We start from the raw sequence: 20667 nt of genomic DNA, 5'->3' as shown, positions 1-20667 counted from the left end.
CCAGATATCACTTCCTTTCCGCCCGCGTCCCAACATGTCGCGGGGCGTTCGACTTTGGCTGCTGGGCCGTTTCTACACACTAGAGTCGTTCCCCTGACACCCCAAGCACTCAACTAACGTATCGGCCCTATCCACACAAAAGTGTATCAACCTCAAGTGTTAAAAGTGAGGAAAAAATTAAAACATTAAGGTATGGTAAATATTCTAAATATTTTGTAAAATTAAACATATCAACGTAACGGTTTCTTCATATATATAAATATGGAGGGATTTGCATGAAACAAGTCTTTTTGTTTTATGTCATTCTTTTAAGTTGTTTTTTTATTTATATAGAACTAGCTGAGTTTGATACGAAAGAGACAATTGTAGCTATAGTTGATACTGGTATTGACCCTACTCACCCGATGCTTGAAGGACATATTGAAAAGGGATATGACTTCTTTAACTGGGATGGAGATGCTATGGATGATCATGGTCATGGCACACATGTTGCAAGTATCATTCATTCTGTGGCACCCAATGCAAAGTTATTGCCAGTGAAAACTTTAGGTAAAGATGGTGCGGGGATTGGTACGTCGTTTATAGGTATTTTTTATAGTGTAGTAAAAGGGGCGGATATTGTGAATTTGAGTATGTCCGAAGTGGCGAACCCTTTTACATCTTGGGTCATACGCTTTGGGGAACGTAAAGGAGTCGTTTTCGTTGGAGCTAGTGGAAATGATGGAAGGACCGATCGAATTAGCTTCCCTGCTAGCCTGGGTGAAGTCATTGCCATCGGTGGGTATAACACATATAGTGATCATCTGTATGAGAATGGAAACCGGAGTGGTGATATAGAATTTTTGGCTCCAGGAGTGCTGATAGAAGGTGCTAGCCTTGGCGGGGAAGTAGTTAGAAAAACGGGGACGAGTTTTGCTGCAGGCTCAGTATCAGGTATGCTTGCTTATTTCAAAGAGATTCAGCCTCATATGACAAATGATGATGCACGTTTTCTGCTTCGACTTACTTCGTTCTATGAAAAGGATGGATACCGGGTGCTTGAGCTTGATCGTTTTCTGGCTACACAATAAGAGGGCATTTCTAACAGGCGCTTTTTTTCTACAATAGATTAGAAGCGTCTTTTTGTTATTCATAGAATAGATGGTTCGAGAGGAGGAGTGATTGTATTTAGTTGGTGATTTTCAGGGGGAGTCTCATTCTCTTTCCCGGGCTGCTGCAAGTGGAATATATCTTGGGAGAACATTAAGTTAATTCCAACATTAGGAATATAAGTGGTTCATATATCCTGTTATTGTTAGAAGACTTTTTATTTTATGGAATTAAACCGAAATAAAAAGAAACTCACCTTTAATAGGAGGAATTAGAATATGAACCGTCATGTTAAAAAAGTTTTTGCTACTCTAACTACAGCTGCTTTATTAAGCACAACGCCAGTCCTTGCAAGTGCTGAATCCCAGGTTAAAGAACCTAATCGTGTGAAGATCACAAAGGGACAACAAAATGAAGCGAGTGAAAGGGGAAATTCTAAGCAAGATTCTAAAGTGAAGAAGAAAGTAGCTCAGGAAAAAGCGGTAAGTAAACGACTTGAAGATCTTGAACATCGTCTGGGCCAAATAACTGTCCATAATAAAAAAATAAGTGACAGGATGGAAGAGTTTTTTGATGGGGCTAAGGAAGAGCAAGAAGAATCGGTAACAGATGAAGAAGAACAGGAAGAACCGGTAGCAGATGAAGAAGAGCAGGAAGAACCGGCAACAGATGAAGAGGAAAAACAGGAAGAACCGGTAGCAGATGAAGAAGAAGAGCAGGAAGAACCGGTAGCAGATGAAGAAGAAGAGCAGGAAGAACCGGCAACAAATGAAGAGGAAGAGCAGGAAGAACCGGTAACAGATGAAGAGGAAGAGCAGGAAGAACCGGTAACAAATGAAGAGGAAGGGCAGGAAGAACCGGCAACAGATGAAGAGGAAGAGCAAGAAGAAGTGGTAACAGATGAAAAAGAGCAAGAAGAGGAAGAAGAACTAGAAAATTATGATGATCAAGCGGATAGTTTTAGTGGGAAACTTCAAGCTCAGCATAACAAATTAGATGCTGTGGAAAGATACATAGATCATTTATCAGAATGGTTGGAAAAGAGATTGGGTTTAAATCACAGTTATACGGATCAACTTGAGGAACTATATACCGAATTAGAAAAGTTACGTCAAACTGTGAATGGGTTAGAAGAAGATCTTGAGAATAAAGAAAAAGAAGTAACAAAGAAAGTGAAGGGAGAAGAAAAGGAATATTTTGGGTCAAAAGAAAACATCAATTCAGATAAGGTTTGGAATATCAATTTTAACGCAGACCTTTCAGAACAAGCGATTGATCAGCTGAATTTCATTGTGTTTGATGAAGAAATGAAAGTTGTTCCCGTTCAAGTTTCGTACGATAAAGTACGTCAATCTGTCTCCTTAGCTCCCGAAAAATCATACAATTCAGGTGAAACCTATACTTTATTTATTGCGAAAGATATTGAAAGCGAGAAAGGGATAGGATTAAAACAAGCGGTACAGATGAGTTTTACGATTGAATAAAAAGTAACCTCCTGAATTATTTTCTTACAGTCCTTCTTAGATGGTATTTGACATACTATTCTTTAAGAGATATTTAATGTTAAAAGTGTAAGTATTAGGATGTGTATATGTGTTTTATGTAGTAAAATAATCATAGGACACATGAATTGGTTCTCATTTGTCCATATTATTGTACATATACTACTTCTAATAAAGGGAGGACTTTTATGGAAAACAAACCTTTGCATTATGACGGTAGCGCGCCAGTGAGTGGAGAGTTAGTCGAACACCAGAAGGTTGAACTAACTGATGAAATGAGAAAACAAATTTCGGCAAACCCTTATACACATTACGTCGATGAAACAGAATAAAGAGGAGAAGACGAAAATCAATTTGATTTTCGTCTTTTTTTTACGTTTTAAATTCATAGAAACGGATACTGAATAAGTGGTGCTATTTATCAAAAAATATTAATAGCAGAAGAAAGACTAAAGGAATATTTTTTAATGCAAATAACTTGCTGAAATAAGAAAAAAATAATACAATTAATCTCGAAATAAAGATACTTTAATTCAAAGTAAATACTAGGGATGTAGTTATAGTACAAACTATATCTACGAAAAGAATTGAAAGGTGAGATTAGAAATGGCAAAAGTATTATATATTACCGCGCACCCGCACGATGAAGCAACCTCTTTCAGTATGAGTGTAGGGAAGGAATTTATTACGGCATACAAAGAGGCAAACCCTGAGGATGAAATTGTTCATGTTGATCTTTATAAGGAAGATATTCCTCAAATTGATGCAGATATCTTCAGTGGTTGGGGGAAATTACAATCAGGCGATCAACTAAGCGATGCTGAGCAAGCGAAAGTAGATCGTTTAGGTGAACTTAGCGATCAATTTGTTAATGCTGATAAATATGTGTTTGTAAACCCAATGTGGAACTTCTCTTTCCCACCAGTTATGAAGGCATATATTGATTCAGTAGCAGTTGCTGGAAAATCGTTTAAATATACAGAGCATGGTCCTGTTGGTCTTCTTACAGATAAGAAAGCTTTCCATATTCAAGCGAACGGTGGGATTTATTCTGAAGGTCCTGCAGCTGGAATGGAAATGGGACACCGCTACTTGAATACGATCATGCAATTGTTTGGTGTGCCATCATTCGAAGGGTTATTTGTAGAAGGGCAAGCCGCAATGCCTGAAAAAGCAGAAGAAATCAAAGCAAATGCGATTGCTAGAGCAAAGGACGCAGCGCAAACATTCTAATTAAGCATAAAAAGGAGACGATCTTAAGATCGTCTCCTTTTTTGCTCGTACGCCCAGCAACTAGTAGGCTTCCCTCACCTCCGGTCGATCAGTCAACATCGATTCGCTGCTGCTCATCGTGTTTCCTTGATCTCACTGCAGCTCAGTCCAGCCTATACGTTGCTAATCGGGCACTTGCGCTTTTGTTTCGTCTAGCTCCAGTGCCCAGCAACTAGTAGGCTTCCCTCACCTCCGGTCGATCAGTCAACATCGATTCGCAGGGGCTCATCGTGTTTCCTTGATCTCACTGCAGCTCAGTCCAGCCTATACGTTGCTAATCGGGCACTTGCGCTTTTGTTTCGTCTAGCTCCAGTGCCCAGCAACTAGTAGGCTTCCCTCACCTCCGGTCGATCAGTCAACATCGATTCGCAGGGGCTCATCGTGTTTCCTTGATCTCACTGCAGCTCAGTCCAGCCTATACGTTGCTAACCGGGCACTTGCGCTTTTGAAACTTACTTGTTCATATATTTGTCTGTTTCCCATTGACTTACTTGTAGGGAATACTCTGTCCATTCTTCTTCTTTTTCTTCAAGGTAGATGCTTGAAGTATGGTCACCTAAAGCGTTCATAAGAACTTTGTCTTTGCGAAGCGCTGTTAAAGCTTCTTTTAGGTTTGTAGGAAGTGTTGGGACGCTGTCGTCATGTACCTCATAAAGGTTACGTGTTTCAGCCGCACCTGGATCAATTTTATTGCGAATTCCTTCAAGACCTGCTTGAATCGTTACCGCTAAAGCAAGGTATGGGTTTGCTGTAGGGTCTGGGTTACGGACTTCAAAGCGAGTTCCTTTACCGCGAGTTGAAGGGACGCGAATCATACAACTACGGTTTGAGTGTGACCAAGCGATGCTTACAGGTGCTTCATAACCCGGAACTAAACGCTTGTAAGAGTTAACATTCGGGTTCGTAATAGCAGCAATACCAGGAGCGTGTTTTAAGATACCACCCATGAAGTGCTTCATTGTTACAGAAATACCGTCTTCGTCTTTTTCATCACAGAATACGCTCTCGCCATCTTTGAATAGAGAAAGGTGGCAGTGCATACCAGAACCGTTTTCTCCAGCAATTGGCTTTGGCATAAATGTCGCATGATAATCATGGTTAGTTGCTACGTCTTTTACAACGCTCTTGAATGTTTGAATATTATCTGCAGCTTTTAGCATGTCATCAAAACGGAAGTTGATCTCGTGCTGTCCCATAGCTACTTCGTGGTGAGAAGCTTCCATCTCAAAGCCAAATTTCTTAAGTGTGCGGACGATATCACGGCGCACTTTATCACCCTTGTCAATTGGAGAAGCATCGAAATAACCGCCACGGTCATTCATCTTCTTGATAGGGTAACCTTCGTCATTCAGTTTGAACAAGAAGAACTCTGGTTCTGGACCTACGTTTACGGTATAGCCCATTTCAGCAGCTTCTTCCATTGCTCGTTTTAGGATATAACGCGGATCACCTTCGAAAGGAGTTCCGTCCGTTGTATAAATGTCGCAAATGAATCGTGCAACAGGATCTTCATCTACTGTTGAAGGTAATACTTTAAACGTGCTTAAGTCTGGATATAGATACATGTCACTTTCTTGAATATCAGAGAAACCAGAAATAGAAGAACTGTCGAACATAGCTTCGTTTTCTAGAACACTTTCAAGCTCTTCAATAGGGAGCTCAACGTTTTTTGTGTCTCCAAGCATGTCTGTGAATTCAAGTCGAATAAATTCTACGCCTTTGTCGTGAACTTCTTGCTTAATGGATTCTTTAGTAAAAGTCATTTAATACCCTCGCCTTAATAGTTTGTAGTAGATTACTAGCATTCAAAGTCAGGAATGCATAACCTTTTATTTATCATGTAAGGAATTCTAACACAAAGTTACATGTTAGGAAAGCTTACATGATGTAATTTTGTTGGATCATATTCAACGAAGCCTGTTGTAGTCGCTCATAAAAGTAAAAAAATAAATCTTTTTTACTATTCAGATATTATCCAGTTATAACGTCGATCATAACAGCAATGATTAGGATAGGTGCTACATAACGTATTAAGGAATACCATACATTAAAGACCGCTTTCTTTAATGTGCTCCCTCTCTTTAATTCTTCATATAGGTCAGATTTCTTCATCTTTAATGGAACAAAAATAGATATTAACAATGCACCCGTAGGCATTAATATATTGCTTACTGCATAATCGGCTAAATCAAAAATGGTTTTGTCCCATAGTGTTACATCTCCGAGAACCCCAAATGATAATGCGGAAGGAATCCCTGTAATGAAGATGGATAGGCCTATAATCCAAGCGTATTTCTGGCGCAATCTTTCATTCCCTTTTGATAGGGCAGACACAATAATCTCGAGCATGGAAAATGCAGAGGTTAAAGCGGCGAATAAGAATAAAAGTAAAAAGGCTGCGAAAAAGCCCATTCCTAAAGGCATTTGGCTGAATACCGTAGGAAGAACGTTAAATAGAAGTACAGGACCAGACCCTGGCTCAAGTCCAAATGAAAAGACAGCAGGGAAGATTGCCAAACCAGCTAATAAAACGATTAATATGTTAATCCCTACGATTGATGAAGCTGCCTTAGGTAAACTTTGATTCTTAGGTAGATAAGAGCTGTAAGTAACCATTACGGAAACCCCTACGCTTAATGTGAAGAATGATTGTCCCATTGCTTCTAAAACCGTTTGGGATGTTATTTTTGAGAAATCAGGTTGAAGGAGAAAAACAATTCCTTCTCCTGCCCCTTCTAACGTTAAAGATCTTACAACCAATATTAGGAATAATACGAATAAAGCAGGCATCATGATACGACTAGCTTTCTCAATTCCCTTTTGAACCCCTCTTGAAACAACAAGTATAGTAATTAATATAAATAAGAACTGGACGCTAATGCTTAGGAGGGGGTTCGATATCGTTTGACCAAATACTTCGCCATATTGTGCTGAAGAAAGACCTGACATGCCTCCGGTTACCGTTTTTAATAGATAAATAACGATCCATCCACCAACAACGCTATAAAATGATAATAGAATAAAGGAGGTGACCATCCCTAATATTCCGACGTAGTGCCACTTTGTTCCTTTTGCAATCGTGCGATAAGAGTCTACGGCATTATTCTGAGCTGTACGGCCAATGGAAAACTCAGCTAACAATAACGGTAATCCTAACAAAATTGTAAAAGCGATAAAGGTGATAAAGAAAGCTCCTCCCCCATTCTCTCCTGCAATGTATGGGAATTTCCATATAGCTCCTAGTCCTATTGCGGACCCGGCTGCTGCTAAAATAAATCCGATCTTTGAAGACCATTGTTCTTGCTGACTCATTCTCATCTTCCTCTCAAACGTATAATTCTTAAAAAAACAAAAAAGTCGCCCCTACAAAAATGTAGGGGCGACTTTTATCGCGGTACCACCCTAGTTATGAAACAAGAGTTCCATCACTTTACACGTATAACGGTCGTCACCGTCCATGGCTCACTCATAGAAGCTCCAGAAATGAAATTCGCTCTCTCTGTTTGTACCGATTTCACACCACTCATCGGTTCTCTGAGACAGGGACAGAGGAGTTACTTACTTTCCTTCGAAGCAATTCGTTCATATGAAGTTATTCAATTTTTATCATGAACATGAGGGGGTGTCAATAACGAGTTCAATGTAATTTTCGATTGAAAAAAATTCAGGAGCTTTAAGTTATACTAATATGTTTAGAATGAGACAAGCTTAGCCCCATACTGTTATGAATCGAACTAGTGAGTGGAAGAAAAAGGTGTGATTTTCGGAGGGGGTGTTTGGGAGGTTTTTGGTTCGTGGAAATTGCCCGGGAAATATGTCGATTGATGGGAAATTGAGTCTGAGGTTAATATCTTGTAAAATGACAGCGAACAAAGTAAAGATGAAATAGGTGTTAATATGAAGTCATATATAGTAGTTGGATCGGGAATTATGGGAGCTTCCACAGCTTATCAATTAGCCAAGCAAGGAGTCACGGTGACGTTAGTTGATCGCCAAGACATAGGACAGGCTACGGATGCCGCAGCTGGTATGGTTTGTCCATGGCTTTCTCAGCGAAGGAATAAAGCGTGGTATCAACTAGTGAAAAATGGTGCTCGGTATTACCCGGAATTGGTTCGGGAACTTGAGGAAGACGGACAAACAGATACAGGATATAAACGTGTAGGTGCACTAAAGCTTCATACTGAAGATGCTAAGCTTGATAAAATCGTTACGCTCGCTGAAAAGCGTCGCGAGGATGCACCAGAAATAGGAGAAATTAAAAAATTAACTCGTGAAGAGACGAAAGCAATGTTTCCTCCTATTTCTGAGGAGTATGCAGCTGTTTATGTTAGCGGAGGAGCTCGAGTGGATGGAAGGGCGCTTCGTAACGCTTTAATGAATGGTGCAGAAAAACATGGAGCGCGTATCTTGTATGGAGATGCGACCCTTTCCTTTGAAGGTACGACTGTAACAGGGGTCAATGTTGATGGTGATTTTTTATCTGGAGAGAAAGTGATTGTGACCGGTGGAGCTTGGTCTAAAGAGATGCTAGAGCCACTTGGAGTACAATTCCTTGTTTCTTCTCAAAAAGCTCAGATTGCACACGTCTCTATATCAGAAACCAATACAAGCGATTGGCCTGTTATTATGCCTCCCACAAATAAATATGTTCTACCTTTTGAGAATGGAAGGATTGTAATGGGGGCAACCCACGAAGAAAATGAAGACTTTGACCATCATGTCACAGCAGGTGGTCTCCATGATATTTTCTCGCAGTTATTACCAATCGCGCCTGGCTTAAAGAACGGAACGTTTATTGAGAGCCGTGTAGGATTCCGCCCGTATACGCCAGGGTTTCTACCTGTCATCGGCCATGTTCCGGGGGTTGAAAATCTTCTTGTCGCCAATGGCCTGGGAGCTTCTGGACTAACAAGTGGTCCTTATCTTGGCTTTGAATTGGCTAACCTTGCATTAGACCACCCATCAGGTATTGATTTAACTCCATATGACGTGGCAGGAGCAATGAAATAAAATGTACAGTCAGTGCACAACCCCTATGAATAAAGAGGTTGTGCATCTGTTTGTGGAGAAAGGTGTAGTAAGGATGCGGTACATAATAGCTGTTTTTATTGGAGCATGTTCGTACGGAGTGTTATCTACCATAGTAAAGCTTGCATATAGAGATGGTGCAACGACATCACTCGTTACTGTGGGGCAATTTCTAATTGGATGGTCCGTTTTATTTGTATGTTTTCTCCTTACGAAAAGGAAAGAAGTTATCGGACAAAAAGATAAGGTGAAACTCATGCTTGCAGGTATTCCCACAGGCTTGGTAGGTGTATTCTATTATCTATCTTTAATCACTATAGAAGCTTCTCTAGCCATCATTTTACTCTTTCAGTTTGTATGGATTGGCATTTTATTTGAATTTCTCATCTATAGGCGTATCCCTGATAAGGTTACAATTTTTAGTGTGTTCATTTTAATGTTGGGGACGACTCTAGCAAGCGGGGTGATGAATGGGGCGGATCATGGAGCGAATCTGTTAGGAGTCATATATGGTTTGCTGGCGGCGGTTTCATTTGCTTTATTTATACTAACCAACGCTACTGTCCTGCCTAAATTGCGACCTATCCAAAGAAGCTATTATATGGTTACTGGTAGTATGGTTGTCGTTGTTATGATTTTTTCTCCTATTCTTATTAGAGGTGTAGACCCAAGCATGATCACATCTTTCGGTCAATTTGGAATCTTACTGGGCCTGTTTGGTGTTGTAATCCCGCCACTCCTCTTTGCTTATGGTATGCCGCAAATTGGATCAGCTCTTGGCAGCATCCTTGGGTCTGCTGAGTTACCCGTTGCCGTACTATTATCCATGGTGATTCTTGAGGAGCATGTTACGGTGATTCAATGGTGCGGTGTTGCTATTACCATTTTTGGGATCGTTTATCCTAATATCCATTCAAGAAGTGGGTAGCGATGCAAATTGGTATGGTCTACTAGTAATTTCCCTTATACTTTAAGTTGGGCATCTTAGCCTAATCGGTATAAAGGAGAGATTTTTAATGAAGACAAATATGCAAGATCAATATAATGAATATATCGAAAAATTTAAAGCTAATGCTTCACAAGAGACTCAAGAAAAAATGCAAAGCGCTATTGATGAACTCGAGTCCTCTGACCAAGGAAAAGGCTTAAGTGTAGGAGAGACGGCCCCGCGGTTTAGCTTACCAGATGCTAAAGGAGATTCTGTAGATCTGTACGAACAGCTCCAATCTGGACCCGCTATTGTTACTTTCTATCGTGGAGGATGGTGCCCATACTGTAATATGGAACTTCGTGTTTACCAGCAATTAATCGAGGAAATTCACGCTGAAGGGGCTCAATTAATTGCAATTAGCCCTGAAACTCCTGACCACTCTCTGACTACTGCAGAGAAAAATGATCTGCAATACCATGTGTTAAGTGATGAGGGGAATAAAGTGGCTAATCAATTTAATTTAGTTTACCAGCTTCCTGACTATCTTGTAGATGTTTATAAAGAGAAAGGTCTTGAGGTGGATAAGCATAACGGAGATGATACTTGGACTCTTCCGGTTTCAGCTACGTATATTATCCAACAAGATGGAACAATCGCTTACGAATACACAAAAGCCGATTATAAGGACCGCGTTGAACCTTCTGAAGTTGTAGAGAAGCTTAAAAGCTTATAAGTAAATGACCAGAGCCCTAGGGGATCATCCCTTAGGGCTCTTATTATAATAGAGCAGTAATCTTGGAGACTCGATGCTGAGAAACTTTATTATGTGGGGCCGTTACGTATATTGAGAGCTAGGGGTATCTGGGGAACGACCGCTTTTTGCAGGCCACACACGAGGTGGTGTCTTTCAACGTTGGCTATTGACGTGACGATCTTAATCGAACTTGCCTTTTCTATTTTAGCCTCCTGAAAAAGTAAAAATATAGGTTTCAGACCGATTTCCAGGGGTAAATGAGGACTATAGTACTAGAGACAGGGGGAGGTGAGTGAAAGTGGTGCATAGTGAATATACTTTTGAACTGCTGCATGAAATACGAAGTTTTAAAATATGGGCGATTGATCGTGGTCCTTACGGTGATTGGGAATCTGAATATGATCATTGGGATGAGATATGGCAAGCAACTGAAACTTTGATTAAACGTTTACCAGCGGAGGAGTGGAGTCCAAAGGTTACTACAAGTTTTTTATACATACTAGCGAGAGACCATAAAGAAGGCTACATTATAAGTGAATTAATTAACAAGCCTGATCAACTGTTGCACATTGCTTATCGAGCCTTAACCTTCCCAGCTTATCCAGATTACGAAGCAAGGTGGCAAATTGCTTATGGGCTTGGCAGAATGTGTGAGTATAAAGAACAAGCTCAAAATATCTTGCACCAGCTAGCGATTAATGACCCTCATGAATATGTCAGGCGAAGGGCAATTATGAGCTATGACAAAAAGAAAGTATCATCTGTCACATAGAAGCCCTTTTCTTTATTTAAGGCTCTGTTAAAGTTTGTTGTTGATATTTGCCTAATTCGAACATTTGTTCTACAATAGAGTCATCAAATATGAGCTAGGTGATGACTGTGAGAGCAAGCGATATCCTTAAAGCCATTCAAAAACTTAATCCTTCAGAGAAGCATCGTTTACGAGAATATTTAATAGACGCTCTTACTGCGTCATCCTTAACAGGAACCGTACTGGATGAAATCTCAGAACGTAAAAATAAGGATGGCTATCGTTGTCCTGATTGCGAGTCAGAACATATTGTGCGGTTTGGGAAATACTCCACCACCGTGGATGGTGAAGAAGTGAAAAAACAACGTTATCGCTGTAAAGCCTGTCGAAAGACTTTTACTGACCTCACCAATACGGCATTATATAGAACTCGTCATCTCCACCGTTGGATGAAGTTTATCGAATGTATGATAGAAGGTTATTCGCTTCGTAAATCATCAGAGTTGATTGGTGGCGTTACTCATGTGACCTTGTTCTATTGGAGGCACAAGCTCTTGTCGGCATTAAAGCAAATGGAAAGTTCAAAATTCCAAGGTATCGTTGAAATGGACGAGACCTATTTCCTGTACTCTGAAAAGGGGAAAAGAAAGATAAAGGATAGAAAGCCTCGTAAACGTGGCGGGTCCGCTAAGAAACGTGGCATAAGCAACGAACAGGTATGTGTCTTAGTCGCAAGAGACCGTGACAAAATGACCTTTTCCCAGACGTTAGGGATGGGACGATTAACAAAAGAGCAATTAGACAAAGCCATCGGGCATAAACTTTCCCACGAGAATGTGTTATGCACAGATGCTTGGCGTGCTTTTAAAACCTACGCTGCTGAAAAGGAGTTATCGATTTACCAATTCAAATCTGACGGTAAAGTTCGCACCAAAGGTCTTTATCACATCCAAAACGTTAACAACTACCACCGAAGACTTAAAGGGTGGATACAGCGATTTAACGGTGTGGCGACCAAGTATCTGAACAATTATCTTGCGTGGTTTCAAGTGTTAGAGAGCATCCATCACCAAAGAAACGAAGTCACAATGAATGATATGATAATAAAAGGGAATTTAATTCCAAGTGTGGAAACTTATGATACACTTAGATTATCTAAGTTTACTGTATAAAGGTTATTTCTTTATTCAACTAACGAAGCAGGTTTGTTCAACAAGCTATACCTAGTTTATTGTACTTGCACGATTAAGAGAAAGAGGTGAATGAATTGAAAAAAGATGAAAAGATAACTGAATCCAATGAAGGGTACAGAAGGTTTAAATTAGTGTTTCACTCCATTATTCTCATTTTTGCATTATGTTTAATAGCTTCATCGTTTTTAGGTTTTGATGATATGGAAAGGGCTCCACTTTATTTATCAATAGGTATATTATTTTCCATCCAAAGCTTGTTTGGGTTACATAAAAGTGGAAAGCAAAAACTTGAACACTAAAGTTAAGGTATTAGGCTTGGTTCAACTAAAGGGTGCGATTGTTCAATAATGACGACCGCTTTTTACTAACGGGTGCAATAACAGGTTCGCTTAAGCAAAGATGAGTTAAAAACTTAGTGGAAATTGAGATTGTGGGTGCTTTTTAATATTAAATATCTAAATTTTCTGTTAAGATACAGTGGATTTTGAAACCCAAAAAAGGGAGGAGTATATTGTGAACGCAGAAATAACGAGATTTAGGGTTAAAGAGGGCAAGTCAGAACGAGTGGATGAATGGTTAAAGTTTTTGAACGATAATATGAAAGATGTTCTCGTTACGTTAGAGGGTGAAAAAATGTATGTTGAAACCATTTTTAGAGAGCATTTGAACGGAGAAGAGTTTTTATACTGGCATTCAGTACAAGGTGAAGGCGGACAAGAAGTAGAGCAATCGGATCATTGGATAGATAAAAAGCATTTAGAGTTCTGGGATGAATGTATAGACGACACCTTTAAGCCAATTGACTTGAAGACAGAAGTAGTTATGATCCCTCAAAAAGTAAGAAACAGCATGAACTAAGAGTAAATTAAACTGGACTTCTATTGAGAGGTCTCTTTTTGTGGAAACCTTGGTAACGCTCTAGTTTTGGAGATAATATTGTTCTTCAACAAACGGGTGCGTTAGTTTAATAAGACAATAAAACAAACAGAACTTCCATATAATTGGAAGTTCTGTTTTTTCTATAAATATCAACACTTAACTTTAACAGAGCCTTATTTAAAGAAGAGGGCTTTTGTACTTTCTGACCAATGTACTTGCTAGTTTATTATAATTATAGGAAAATTATAGAACACACATAAACCATGAGGGAGGGGGCAAAGTGAGCAGTTACAGGAAGTTTGAAGTAGGGTTTCACTCTTTTATGCTGATCTTTGCTATTGGACTCATTGCATCAGCACTCATTAGTGAGGGTGGTCTAGCGCGAGAGCCTTTATATATTGTGTTAGGGGTTGGGTTTGGTCTTACTTCAACGATTAAGCTTTGGAAGCCTAAAATAGATAGAAATGGGAGCAAATGAGATGAATGACTTATTAAAAGTTAAAGACAAAAATTTTGTTGTAATGGGTGTAGCGAACGAACGTAGCATTGCGTGGGGAGTAGCCAAGTCGCTTTTTGATGCTGGGGCTAATGTCGTCTTTACTTACCGTAAAGAACGTTCATATAAAAAATTAACTAAAATCCTTAGTGATCAGCAGCTAGAAGCGACTCACATCGTGCAGTGTGATATAAATAACGATGAAAGCATTGATCAAGCGTTTCTAAGTATTGGTGAGAAGGTCGGCACCATTCACGGTATTGTTCATTCAATCGCTTTTGCTCATTCGGAAGATTTAAAAGGAAACTTCCTCGATACAAGTCGAAGTGGCTATGCGTTTGCCCAAGATACAAGTGCGTACTCTATCATTGCTGTGGCAAAAGCGAGTCAACCTTATATGACTGAAGGAGGCTCTATAATTGCAATGAGTTATTTAGGTGCAGAGAGAGTGGTCAAGGGGTATAACGTGATGGGTGTTGCAAAAGCTTCTCTAGAAGCAACTGTGAAATATTTAGCATCAGACTTAGGTGAGTATAACATTCGAGTGAACGCTGTATCCGCCGGAGCGATCCGTACCCTTGCTGCTAAAGGTGTGCCATCTTTCAATGATATCTTACACAAGATTGAAGAGGAGTCTCCTCTAAAAAGGAATGTCACTCAAGAAGAAGTTGGCGATATGACCCTTTCCTTGCTGAGTCATCTCTCCAGAGGGGTAACGGGAGAAATTATATATGTGGATTCTGGCTATCACATTATGGGATAGAGCAAAAGAGGTTCCTGAAATAGGAACCTCTTTTTCTATTACTAAGTTGTTTCTGATGTAGGGTGTTTCGTTTTGTACAACAGAATGATCCCTGTTAAATAGCATAAAGCAGTGATGAAGAATAAGGAGCACGTAATGGGCTCAAATAGGGTGAGTAACCCAAAGCCTACTTGGGTGATGGTAGCAATTATGAGGAAGATAAGTGTGCGAGATTGTCGCCTGGCTGTACGTATATAGTGGACGGCAAGAAACGTCAATACATTGGTTGTTAAGCTAATGACGAGAAATATAGCTGCAAAAACCATGAACAAGATTGCCATAGTACTAATAAATTGCAAAAATTCATTCGCTCCAGGGTCAGGGAACCACTGATATTCAGTAGATATGAAGAAAGACGATCCGCCTATAAAAAACGCAAATAAAAATCCGATTACAGTCCAAACCATGATATACATGTTTAGCAGAGCTTGTGCTATCGCGCCAATTAAGACAGCAATAAAAGCAGGATTTTTCATTACGACTCCCTCCTTAACGCTAAACGCTATTATTGAAGGAAGTATATGCTGAAAACACCTCTTAACATGCTATTTTTATGAAACGAATTGCAGATTGAATCGTAATTGTATGAAGAGAAAGGGAGTGGGGAATTGAATTTACAGGGAATTAACCATATCACATTTTCTGTTTCAAATTTAGAAATGTCTATAGAATTCTATGCACAGGTATTTGGAGCGACACTTTTAGTAAAAGGAGAAAAAACTGCTTATTTCGACCTTAATGGGTTATGGATCGCTCTGAATAAAGAAGAAAACATTCCACGTCTTGAGATAGACGAATCTTATACACACATAGCATTTTCAGTTAAAGAAGAAGATTTCCAAGCTGTGGTATCTCATTTGAAGTCGTTACACGTTCGAATTTTAGATGGGCGAAAGCGGGACGAGCTAGACAAGAACTCGGTTTATTTCACTGACCCTGACGGACATAAATTTGAGTTTCATACCGGTACTCTAGAGGATCGGTTATCTTACTATCGACAAGAAAAAGAGAATATGAGATTCTATACATAGAAAGCGCATTCAAATTGCAGAATGTTAAAAAAGTAAGGATTAAAGTTTGATGGAAAATAAACGAGATCGTGATAGGATAGTAAGTAAGAAAGTTTAAAAGTACATAAAAGGGAGTTTGCTTATTATGAAGCGTTGGGTTAGGAAAACCTTTACAATATTAACTGCAATTGTGACGCTAGGATTATATGTGCCCCCTACGACACTAGATGCAGATGCAACAGAAAAGAATAAAGCCTTCTCACCGAAAGAAAATATAGAAGAGAAAAAAGCTTCATCGACAAATGCGACTGATTCTGACCATTTCTTGGACTTGCCTGATTTATCGGAAGATGTCCCTCGATTAGATCCAGAACAGTATCTTTCAAACCTTGGAGAGGTCGCAAAAGAACAAACCATTGCGAAACTTGGTCCTCGTATTGTGGAGAAAATCGATCCAGTTTTTATGGATGATACTCTAAATAATGTTGAAAATGAAGTGAGATATGTGATGGAAAACGTAGATGAGCACGAGATTTCAAACTATGCTATTACGTTAGATCCAGCACCGGGTTATGGGGAGAAGATCTTCCATGTTTATAATAGCATTACGAATGCTGAACTTGCCCGTTTTGATGTAAGACGAGACAACCGTCCAGGGGAAGGCTATTGGTTTAATTTCCATTATCACGTAAGCGAAGACCAGTTTGAGAAACACTATGCAATTGTTGACTTGTATTGGGATAAAAATACCCCTCCTAAATGGATGTCTTAACATAAATCTTTTATCAGGATTTAGTTTATGAGGACTGATTATTTTTTCAATTCATTCCCATTAGAGATAGACAAACTATAAAAACAGGAGCCCAGACTCAACCAAAGTCTGGGCTCCTTTTTCGTTATTTAATTTAACTAGAGAGGGTCACTTCCAAAAAGGATTTAGCTTCTTAATCTTTTGCATGAAGTCATCAAACTGAAAAGTGCTATCCTTCGTTTGGTTGTACCATTTACGGCATGTTTCTATTACCCAGAGAGGGATAGGTCTTTCTCTAATAAGTGGATAGTATTCCTCGTACCCTCTTTTTAAGAACTCCCATCTGTAATCATTTCCTTCATGAACATATTCTGATACATCTATTACTTTGGCACGTCCGTCTTGTAAAAGTATATTCTTTAAATGGATGTCTCTAGGATTTAACCCCTTTCCTCTTACGAAATTCCGAGCTTCTTCTACATCTTCTACTGCTTGTGGTGGGATGTTTACCCCTCGTAGAAGGCAATCGTAGAGAGATAATCCTTCTTCAAAGCTGAGGACAATGTAACGATCCCCTGATCCGTAATAAGTAGAGAAGTATGGGGAAGGTCCAAGCGTTTTGTATACCCTCTCTTCATTTTCCTTTTTATGAAGTTTGTCCTCGCCATAAACCTTATAAGCGAGATGTGGTTGATCGTTGTGACGGAAAACAGCTGCGTCTGTTCCGACCCCTACGCATTCAAAACTTGGAGGGATTTCTTTTATAGTTACTGGCTCGTTATGGGGGTTAGATATCACTTGTATATAGTCAATCCTTGCGGGTACGTCAAGTTGTGACATGGCGACAACGCCTTTCTTTAAGGTGTTTGATTAATTTATGATTCAGTTCCATACAATATTCCCTAATCGTTACACTTTTAAGGGGGAGCAAATGTCTATAAGAAGCCAAAAAAACCGCCTTATCTCTTGCTATAAACAAGTCATAAGGCGGTTTATGTGTTTATTGATTTAGAATAATCTCTTCTAAATCATCAACCATTTCGTTGGCAGCAATGTAGCCACCAGCTGTGTTCCAAATCGCGTCACTTACTTCGTGAACATTTCCTTCTTTAACGACTTCAAGGTTTTGGAACAATGGATCGTTCATCCACTCTTCAGCTAACTCTGTAGCAGCTCCGTCCCCAGTTTCATAGGTGAAATGGAATAAGATATCTCCATCCATAGCTGGAATACGTTCTTTCGTTGCTTTTTCCATGAAATTATCAACGTCTTGAGATTCCGGGCGTTCGAATCCAATCTGTTCTAGAATTACGCCTGAGAAGGAATCTTTTTGATAGATACGAGCGTGGTCAGGAAGGAAGCGAACTACAGAAACTTTTTGGTTTAGTTTGTCTCCTGCCTGATCAGCAAAGTCATTTAAGCGCTTGTCGTATTTCGAAATAAGCTCTTCTCCCTTATCCTCCATGTTTAAAGCTTTAGCGTATGTTTTAAAGTTATCTTGCCATTCTCCTTTAAGGGTTTCAGAGAAAATGGTTGGGGCAACTTCATTTAATTGATCATAAATTTTTTCTTGGCGTAGTTTATTTCCGATAATTAAGTCGGGATCTAATGAAATAATCTTTTCAATGTTAACTTCTGATTCAGTGCCTACTACTTCTACATCTTCCATACGATCACTAATGTGCTTGTACCAAGGATCTCCAGTCCAGGATTGAACCGCTCCTACTGGGGTAACGCCTAGAGCTAGAAGGGCTTCTGTTCCTTCGTTCGTTAAGATTACCACTTTTTCAGGCTTTTCTTTAACCGTTGTCTCTCCCATAGCGTGTTTAACTGTGTAAGGCTCAAAGTCACTATTGTCGCCATTATTTTCATCATTTGAAGATGAGTCATCTGAAGCTGATCCGCAGGCCGCCAGTAATCCAATCGTCAATAGCAACATAAAACTAAGTATAAAGTGCTTTTTGTTCATTTTGTTATGTCCTCCTAATTGATTATGATTATCATTTACAACTAACCTGATAATAGCTTTAATCTTACGAATAGTCAAGTGTAAATGAAAATGATTCTCATAATCGTTGACAGCGTTTAAAAGAATCCATACACTTGTAACTAAGAGTAGTATGTAAGTTACGTTAGGTAGGGGAAGAATATGGTTTTACAGTCGAATAGAACAAAGGGAATCGGTTTTTTGATAAGTGTTGTTCTGCTAGTAATATGTATGGGACTAAGTCTCGTTCTTGGGTATACAGACGTTGCGTTTAGTGATGCTTGGAAAGCCTTTACGACAAAAGAGCAAAATAACACATTAATCGTGATTCGATCACTGCGGTTACCAAGAGTACTTATTGCAGCATGTGTGGGAGGATCATTGGCTTTAGCGGGAGCTATACTCCAAGCTTTAACTAGAAACCCGCTCGCTTCTCCTCAAATCTTTGGGGTGAATGCCGGTGCTTCTTTCTTCGTGGTAATGGCTATTGCTGTCTTTCAATCTCTTCCCCTTGGAATGATGGCTTGGATCTCATTTGCAGGTGCAGCGGTTGCTGCGACTATTGTATATGCAATTGGATCCATAGGAAAAGAAGGATTAACGCCTGTGCGATTAACACTAGCAGGAGCAGCTATTGCGGCACTATTTTCTTCATTAACTCAAGGCATTCTTGTATTAAATGAAAAAGCTTTAGACGAAGTTCTCTTTTGGCTAGCTGGAAGTGTACAAGGAAGAAACCTTGATTACTTGCAACAGCTTTTTCCCTACATCCTTGCAGGCTGGGTCGGTACATTCTTAATCGGTAAGCATTTAAATATATTGACGATGGGAGAAGATTTGGCAAAAGGGCTAGGACAGAAGACAGCCTATATTAAGCTGTCAGCTGGAGTACTTACTGTGCTTCTGTCTGGCGGAGCTGTAGCTATTGCAGGACCAATTGGTTTTATCGGAATCGTTGTCCCCCACTTCGCGAGATACATTGTCGGGTATGATCATAGGTGGATCTTACCTTATTGCGCCGTATTAGGTGGAATTCTCTTACTGTTAGCTGATATTAGTGCTAGATATATTATTATGCCAGAAGAAGTACCTGTCGGAGTAATGACGGCAATTATTGGTACTCCATTCTTTATTTATATTGCCCGAAAAGGATTGAAATCAACATGAGTAAATATGTGAAGATACGCTCCAAAAAAGATCGAATATCCTTTTTCCTTGAAAAACGGGCTCTGATTTATTTTAGCCTATTTATAGGTTTATTATCCGTTGTGTTTATCATGTCTGCTTCTCTAGGAGAAACGTTTATCCCTCCATTTGATGCGGTCACTGTATTCTTCGGAGGAGGAACGGATGTTCAGAATTTAATTATTGAAACATTGAGACTTCCCCGAATGATTGTGGCTCTGTTTGTCGGGATAGGGCTTGCTTTAAGTGGTGCTATTCTTCAAGGGATGATTCGAAACCCTCTTGCATCACCTGATATTATCGGGATATCAGGTGGTGGCGCTGTAGCTGTTGTTTTATTCTTAACGCTATTTAGCGATGAAACCGATTCTTTAACGGTCAGTATTCACTGGATGCCAGTTGCGGCATTTATCGGTGCGAGTTTGGTTGGGGTCTTTGTTTATCTGTTGGCTTATAAGAATGGTGTCTCGCCGATGAGAATCATATTAATTGGTATCGGTCTTTCTGCTCTTACTCAAGCCATAACAAATACGTTAATGATTGTAGGCCCTATTTACCGTGCATCACAAGCCAATGTTTGGTTAACCGGAAGTGTTTATGGAGCAAATTGGGATCAAGTGAAGATCATTGTTCCTTCTATTCTTGTTCTTGTCGTTGTATCTTTGTTACTTTCAAGGAGAATTAACGTACAAGAGCTAGGTGAGGAACTAGCAGCGGGGGTAGGTTCTCATCTGCAACGGGATCGTTTCCTTTTCTTATTAGTCAGTACAGCATTAGCAGGAATAGCGGTTTCTTTCGCTGGAGGGGTTGGCTTTGTTGGGTTAATGGCCCCGCATATAGCCAGAAGGCTTGTAGGCTCTTCGTATGGAGCTCTATTACCCCTTTCTGGTCTTATTGGAGCGATTTTAGTTATGGGAGCTGACCTGATTGGGCGGACGCTTTTCTTGCCTAACATTGTTCCTGCTGGTGTGTTTACAGCTACAATTGGAGCGCCCTATTTTATCTTTTTACTATTTTCAAATAAGCGGGCTTAA

Annotated in this window: 22 protein-coding genes and 1 other annotated feature; of the genes, 17 read left to right on the top strand and 5 right to left on the bottom strand. The window is 39.7% G+C overall.

All coding sequences use genetic code 11. From position 1 onward, the window contains the following. Positions 1 to 275 precede the first annotated feature (275 nt). From IMZ31_RS14885 to IMZ31_RS14870, 4 genes are all read left to right on the top strand, one after another. The gene (locus IMZ31_RS14885) at positions 276 to 1070 is read left to right on the top strand and encodes a S8 family peptidase (RefSeq protein WP_207528085.1); all 795 of its coding nucleotides are present in this window, start codon (positions 276 to 278) and stop codon (positions 1068 to 1070) included. A 297-nt stretch (positions 1071 to 1367) separates the two neighbouring features. Continuing rightward, positions 1368 to 2573: an Ig-like domain-containing protein gene (locus IMZ31_RS14880; protein WP_207528084.1), complete on the top strand. Its 1206-nt coding sequence runs from the start codon at positions 1368 to 1370 to the stop codon at positions 2571 to 2573. A gap of 206 nt (positions 2574 to 2779) precedes the next feature. After that, positions 2780 to 2923, top strand: a complete 144-nt coding sequence (locus IMZ31_RS14875) for a hypothetical protein (RefSeq protein ID WP_207528083.1) — start codon at positions 2780 to 2782, stop codon at positions 2921 to 2923. Between the two features lie 274 nt (positions 2924 to 3197). Then, positions 3198 to 3824: an FMN-dependent NADH-azoreductase gene (locus IMZ31_RS14870; protein ID WP_207528082.1), complete on the top strand. Its 627-nt coding sequence runs from the start codon at positions 3198 to 3200 to the stop codon at positions 3822 to 3824. A gap of 491 nt (positions 3825 to 4315) precedes the next feature. Here the strand turns inward: IMZ31_RS14870 and glnA are convergent, their stop codons facing one another. Both glnA and IMZ31_RS14860 read right to left on the bottom strand, forming a co-directional pair. Then, positions 4316 to 5626 carry a type I glutamate--ammonia ligase gene (glnA, locus tag IMZ31_RS14865; RefSeq protein WP_207528081.1) on the bottom strand — a complete coding sequence of 437 codons (1311 nt, stop codon included), beginning with the start codon at positions 5624 to 5626 and terminating at the stop codon, positions 4316 to 4318. A 208-nt stretch (positions 5627 to 5834) separates the two neighbouring features. After that, positions 5835 to 7175 carry a sodium-dependent transporter gene (locus IMZ31_RS14860; RefSeq protein ID WP_207528080.1) on the bottom strand — a complete coding sequence of 447 codons (1341 nt, stop codon included), beginning with the start codon at positions 7173 to 7175 and terminating at the stop codon, positions 5835 to 5837. Positions 7176 to 7235: 60 nt separating this feature from the next. Further along, positions 7236 to 7444, bottom strand: a binding site (T-box leader). 316 nt (positions 7445 to 7760) lie between these two features. Between IMZ31_RS14860 and IMZ31_RS14855 the strand changes: the two genes are divergently transcribed. The 9 genes from IMZ31_RS14855 (at position 7761) to fabI (ending at position 14661) form a co-directional block, all read left to right on the top strand. Beyond that, positions 7761 to 8876, top strand: a complete 1116-nt coding sequence (locus IMZ31_RS14855; protein WP_207528079.1) for an NAD(P)/FAD-dependent oxidoreductase — start codon at positions 7761 to 7763, stop codon at positions 8874 to 8876. Positions 8877 to 8949: 73 nt separating this feature from the next. After that, positions 8950 to 9822 carry an EamA family transporter gene (locus tag IMZ31_RS14850; RefSeq protein ID WP_242705575.1) on the top strand — a complete coding sequence of 291 codons (873 nt, stop codon included), beginning with the start codon at positions 8950 to 8952 and terminating at the stop codon, positions 9820 to 9822. Between the two features lie 88 nt (positions 9823 to 9910). Beyond that, the gene (locus tag IMZ31_RS14845) at positions 9911 to 10558 is read left to right on the top strand and encodes a peroxiredoxin-like family protein (RefSeq protein ID WP_207528078.1); all 648 of its coding nucleotides are present in this window, start codon (positions 9911 to 9913) and stop codon (positions 10556 to 10558) included. A gap of 313 nt (positions 10559 to 10871) precedes the next feature. Further along, a complete protein-coding gene (locus IMZ31_RS14840) occupies positions 10872 to 11351 on the top strand; it encodes a HEAT repeat domain-containing protein (protein WP_207528077.1) in 480 nt (159 codons plus the stop codon). A gap of 101 nt (positions 11352 to 11452) precedes the next feature. After that, entirely contained in the window at positions 11453 to 12502 is a 1050-nt protein-coding gene (locus IMZ31_RS14835; RefSeq protein WP_207528076.1) for an IS1595 family transposase, read from the top strand. A 95-nt stretch (positions 12503 to 12597) separates the two neighbouring features. Then, positions 12598 to 12822 carry a hypothetical protein gene (locus IMZ31_RS14830; protein ID WP_188653570.1) on the top strand — a complete coding sequence of 75 codons (225 nt, stop codon included), beginning with the start codon at positions 12598 to 12600 and terminating at the stop codon, positions 12820 to 12822. A 214-nt stretch (positions 12823 to 13036) separates the two neighbouring features. Continuing rightward, positions 13037 to 13381, top strand: a complete 345-nt coding sequence (locus IMZ31_RS14825) for a DUF6176 family protein (RefSeq protein ID WP_207528075.1) — start codon at positions 13037 to 13039, stop codon at positions 13379 to 13381. Between the two features lie 301 nt (positions 13382 to 13682). Continuing rightward, positions 13683 to 13880 (top strand): hypothetical protein, encoded by a 198-nt coding sequence (locus IMZ31_RS14820; RefSeq protein WP_207528074.1) that lies wholly within the window; start codon positions 13683 to 13685, stop codon positions 13878 to 13880. Position 13881: 1 nt separating this feature from the next. Beyond that, positions 13882 to 14661 (top strand): enoyl-ACP reductase FabI, encoded by a 780-nt coding sequence (gene fabI / locus IMZ31_RS14815; protein ID WP_207528073.1) that lies wholly within the window; start codon positions 13882 to 13884, stop codon positions 14659 to 14661. A gap of 41 nt (positions 14662 to 14702) precedes the next feature. Here the strand turns inward: fabI and IMZ31_RS14810 are convergent, their stop codons facing one another. Beyond that, the gene (locus IMZ31_RS14810) at positions 14703 to 15176 is read right to left on the bottom strand and encodes a hypothetical protein (RefSeq protein ID WP_207528072.1); all 474 of its coding nucleotides are present in this window, start codon (positions 15174 to 15176) and stop codon (positions 14703 to 14705) included. Positions 15177 to 15308: 132 nt separating this feature from the next. On the opposite strand from IMZ31_RS14810, the gene fosB reads away from it, so the two are divergent. Next, positions 15309 to 15731 (top strand): metallothiol transferase FosB, encoded by a 423-nt coding sequence (fosB, locus tag IMZ31_RS14805; protein ID WP_207528071.1) that lies wholly within the window; start codon positions 15309 to 15311, stop codon positions 15729 to 15731. A 124-nt stretch (positions 15732 to 15855) separates the two neighbouring features. Next, complete coding sequence (locus tag IMZ31_RS14800; RefSeq protein WP_207528070.1) at positions 15856 to 16482, top strand: YpjP family protein; 627 nt, start codon at positions 15856 to 15858, stop codon at positions 16480 to 16482. Between the two features lie 147 nt (positions 16483 to 16629). Here IMZ31_RS14800 and IMZ31_RS14795 read toward each other — a convergent pair whose 3' ends face one another. Next, complete coding sequence (locus IMZ31_RS14795; RefSeq protein WP_207528069.1) at positions 16630 to 17301, bottom strand: serine/threonine protein kinase; 672 nt, start codon at positions 17299 to 17301, stop codon at positions 16630 to 16632. Positions 17302 to 17461: 160 nt separating this feature from the next. Beyond that, positions 17462 to 18430, bottom strand: a complete 969-nt coding sequence (locus IMZ31_RS14790; RefSeq protein WP_207528068.1) for an ABC transporter substrate-binding protein — start codon at positions 18428 to 18430, stop codon at positions 17462 to 17464. A gap of 180 nt (positions 18431 to 18610) precedes the next feature. Between IMZ31_RS14790 and IMZ31_RS14785 the strand changes: the two genes are divergently transcribed. After that, the gene (locus IMZ31_RS14785) at positions 18611 to 19615 is read left to right on the top strand and encodes a FecCD family ABC transporter permease (RefSeq protein WP_207528067.1); all 1005 of its coding nucleotides are present in this window, start codon (positions 18611 to 18613) and stop codon (positions 19613 to 19615) included. Continuing rightward, the gene (locus tag IMZ31_RS14780) at positions 19612 to 20667 is read left to right on the top strand and encodes a FecCD family ABC transporter permease (protein WP_207528066.1); all 1056 of its coding nucleotides are present in this window, start codon (positions 19612 to 19614) and stop codon (positions 20665 to 20667) included. The genes IMZ31_RS14785 and IMZ31_RS14780 overlap by 4 nt, the downstream gene beginning before the upstream one ends.

Source organism: Pontibacillus sp. ALD_SL1 (assembly GCF_017355605.1).
This window is presented reverse-complemented; position numbering and strand designations above follow the sequence as displayed.

Bases quoted from the DNA above. Each gene is read 5' to 3' on its own strand.
- IMZ31_RS14835 (WP_207528076.1), top strand. From the start codon at position 11,453: ATGACTGTGAGAGCAAGCGATATCCTTAAAGCCATTCAAAAACTTAAT.
- IMZ31_RS14795 (WP_207528069.1), bottom strand. From the start codon at position 17,301: ATGTCACAACTTGACGTACCCGCAAGGATTGACTATATACAAGTGATA.
- IMZ31_RS14800 (WP_207528070.1), top strand. From the start codon at position 15,856: ATGAAGCGTTGGGTTAGGAAAACCTTTACAATATTAACTGCAATTGTG.
- IMZ31_RS14850 (WP_242705575.1), top strand. From the start codon at position 8,950: ATGCGGTACATAATAGCTGTTTTTATTGGAGCATGTTCGTACGGAGTG.
- glnA (WP_207528081.1), bottom strand. From the start codon at position 5,626: ATGACTTTTACTAAAGAATCCATTAAGCAAGAAGTTCACGACAAAGGC.
- IMZ31_RS14855 (WP_207528079.1), top strand. From the start codon at position 7,761: ATGAAGTCATATATAGTAGTTGGATCGGGAATTATGGGAGCTTCCACA.
- IMZ31_RS14780 (WP_207528066.1), top strand. From the start codon at position 19,612: ATGAGTAAATATGTGAAGATACGCTCCAAAAAAGATCGAATATCCTTT.
- IMZ31_RS14880 (WP_207528084.1), top strand. From the start codon at position 1,368: ATGAACCGTCATGTTAAAAAAGTTTTTGCTACTCTAACTACAGCTGCT.
- IMZ31_RS14875 (WP_207528083.1), top strand. From the start codon at position 2,780: ATGGAAAACAAACCTTTGCATTATGACGGTAGCGCGCCAGTGAGTGGA.
- IMZ31_RS14785 (WP_207528067.1), top strand. From the start codon at position 18,611: ATGGTTTTACAGTCGAATAGAACAAAGGGAATCGGTTTTTTGATAAGT.
- IMZ31_RS14790 (WP_207528068.1), bottom strand. From the start codon at position 18,430: ATGAACAAAAAGCACTTTATACTTAGTTTTATGTTGCTATTGACGATT.
- fabI (WP_207528073.1), top strand. From the start codon at position 13,882: ATGAATGACTTATTAAAAGTTAAAGACAAAAATTTTGTTGTAATGGGT.
- IMZ31_RS14860 (WP_207528080.1), bottom strand. From the start codon at position 7,175: ATGAGTCAGCAAGAACAATGGTCTTCAAAGATCGGATTTATTTTAGCA.
- IMZ31_RS14870 (WP_207528082.1), top strand. From the start codon at position 3,198: ATGGCAAAAGTATTATATATTACCGCGCACCCGCACGATGAAGCAACC.
- IMZ31_RS14845 (WP_207528078.1), top strand. From the start codon at position 9,911: ATGAAGACAAATATGCAAGATCAATATAATGAATATATCGAAAAATTT.
- IMZ31_RS14885 (WP_207528085.1), top strand. From the start codon at position 276: ATGAAACAAGTCTTTTTGTTTTATGTCATTCTTTTAAGTTGTTTTTTT.
- IMZ31_RS14810 (WP_207528072.1), bottom strand. From the start codon at position 15,176: ATGAAAAATCCTGCTTTTATTGCTGTCTTAATTGGCGCGATAGCACAA.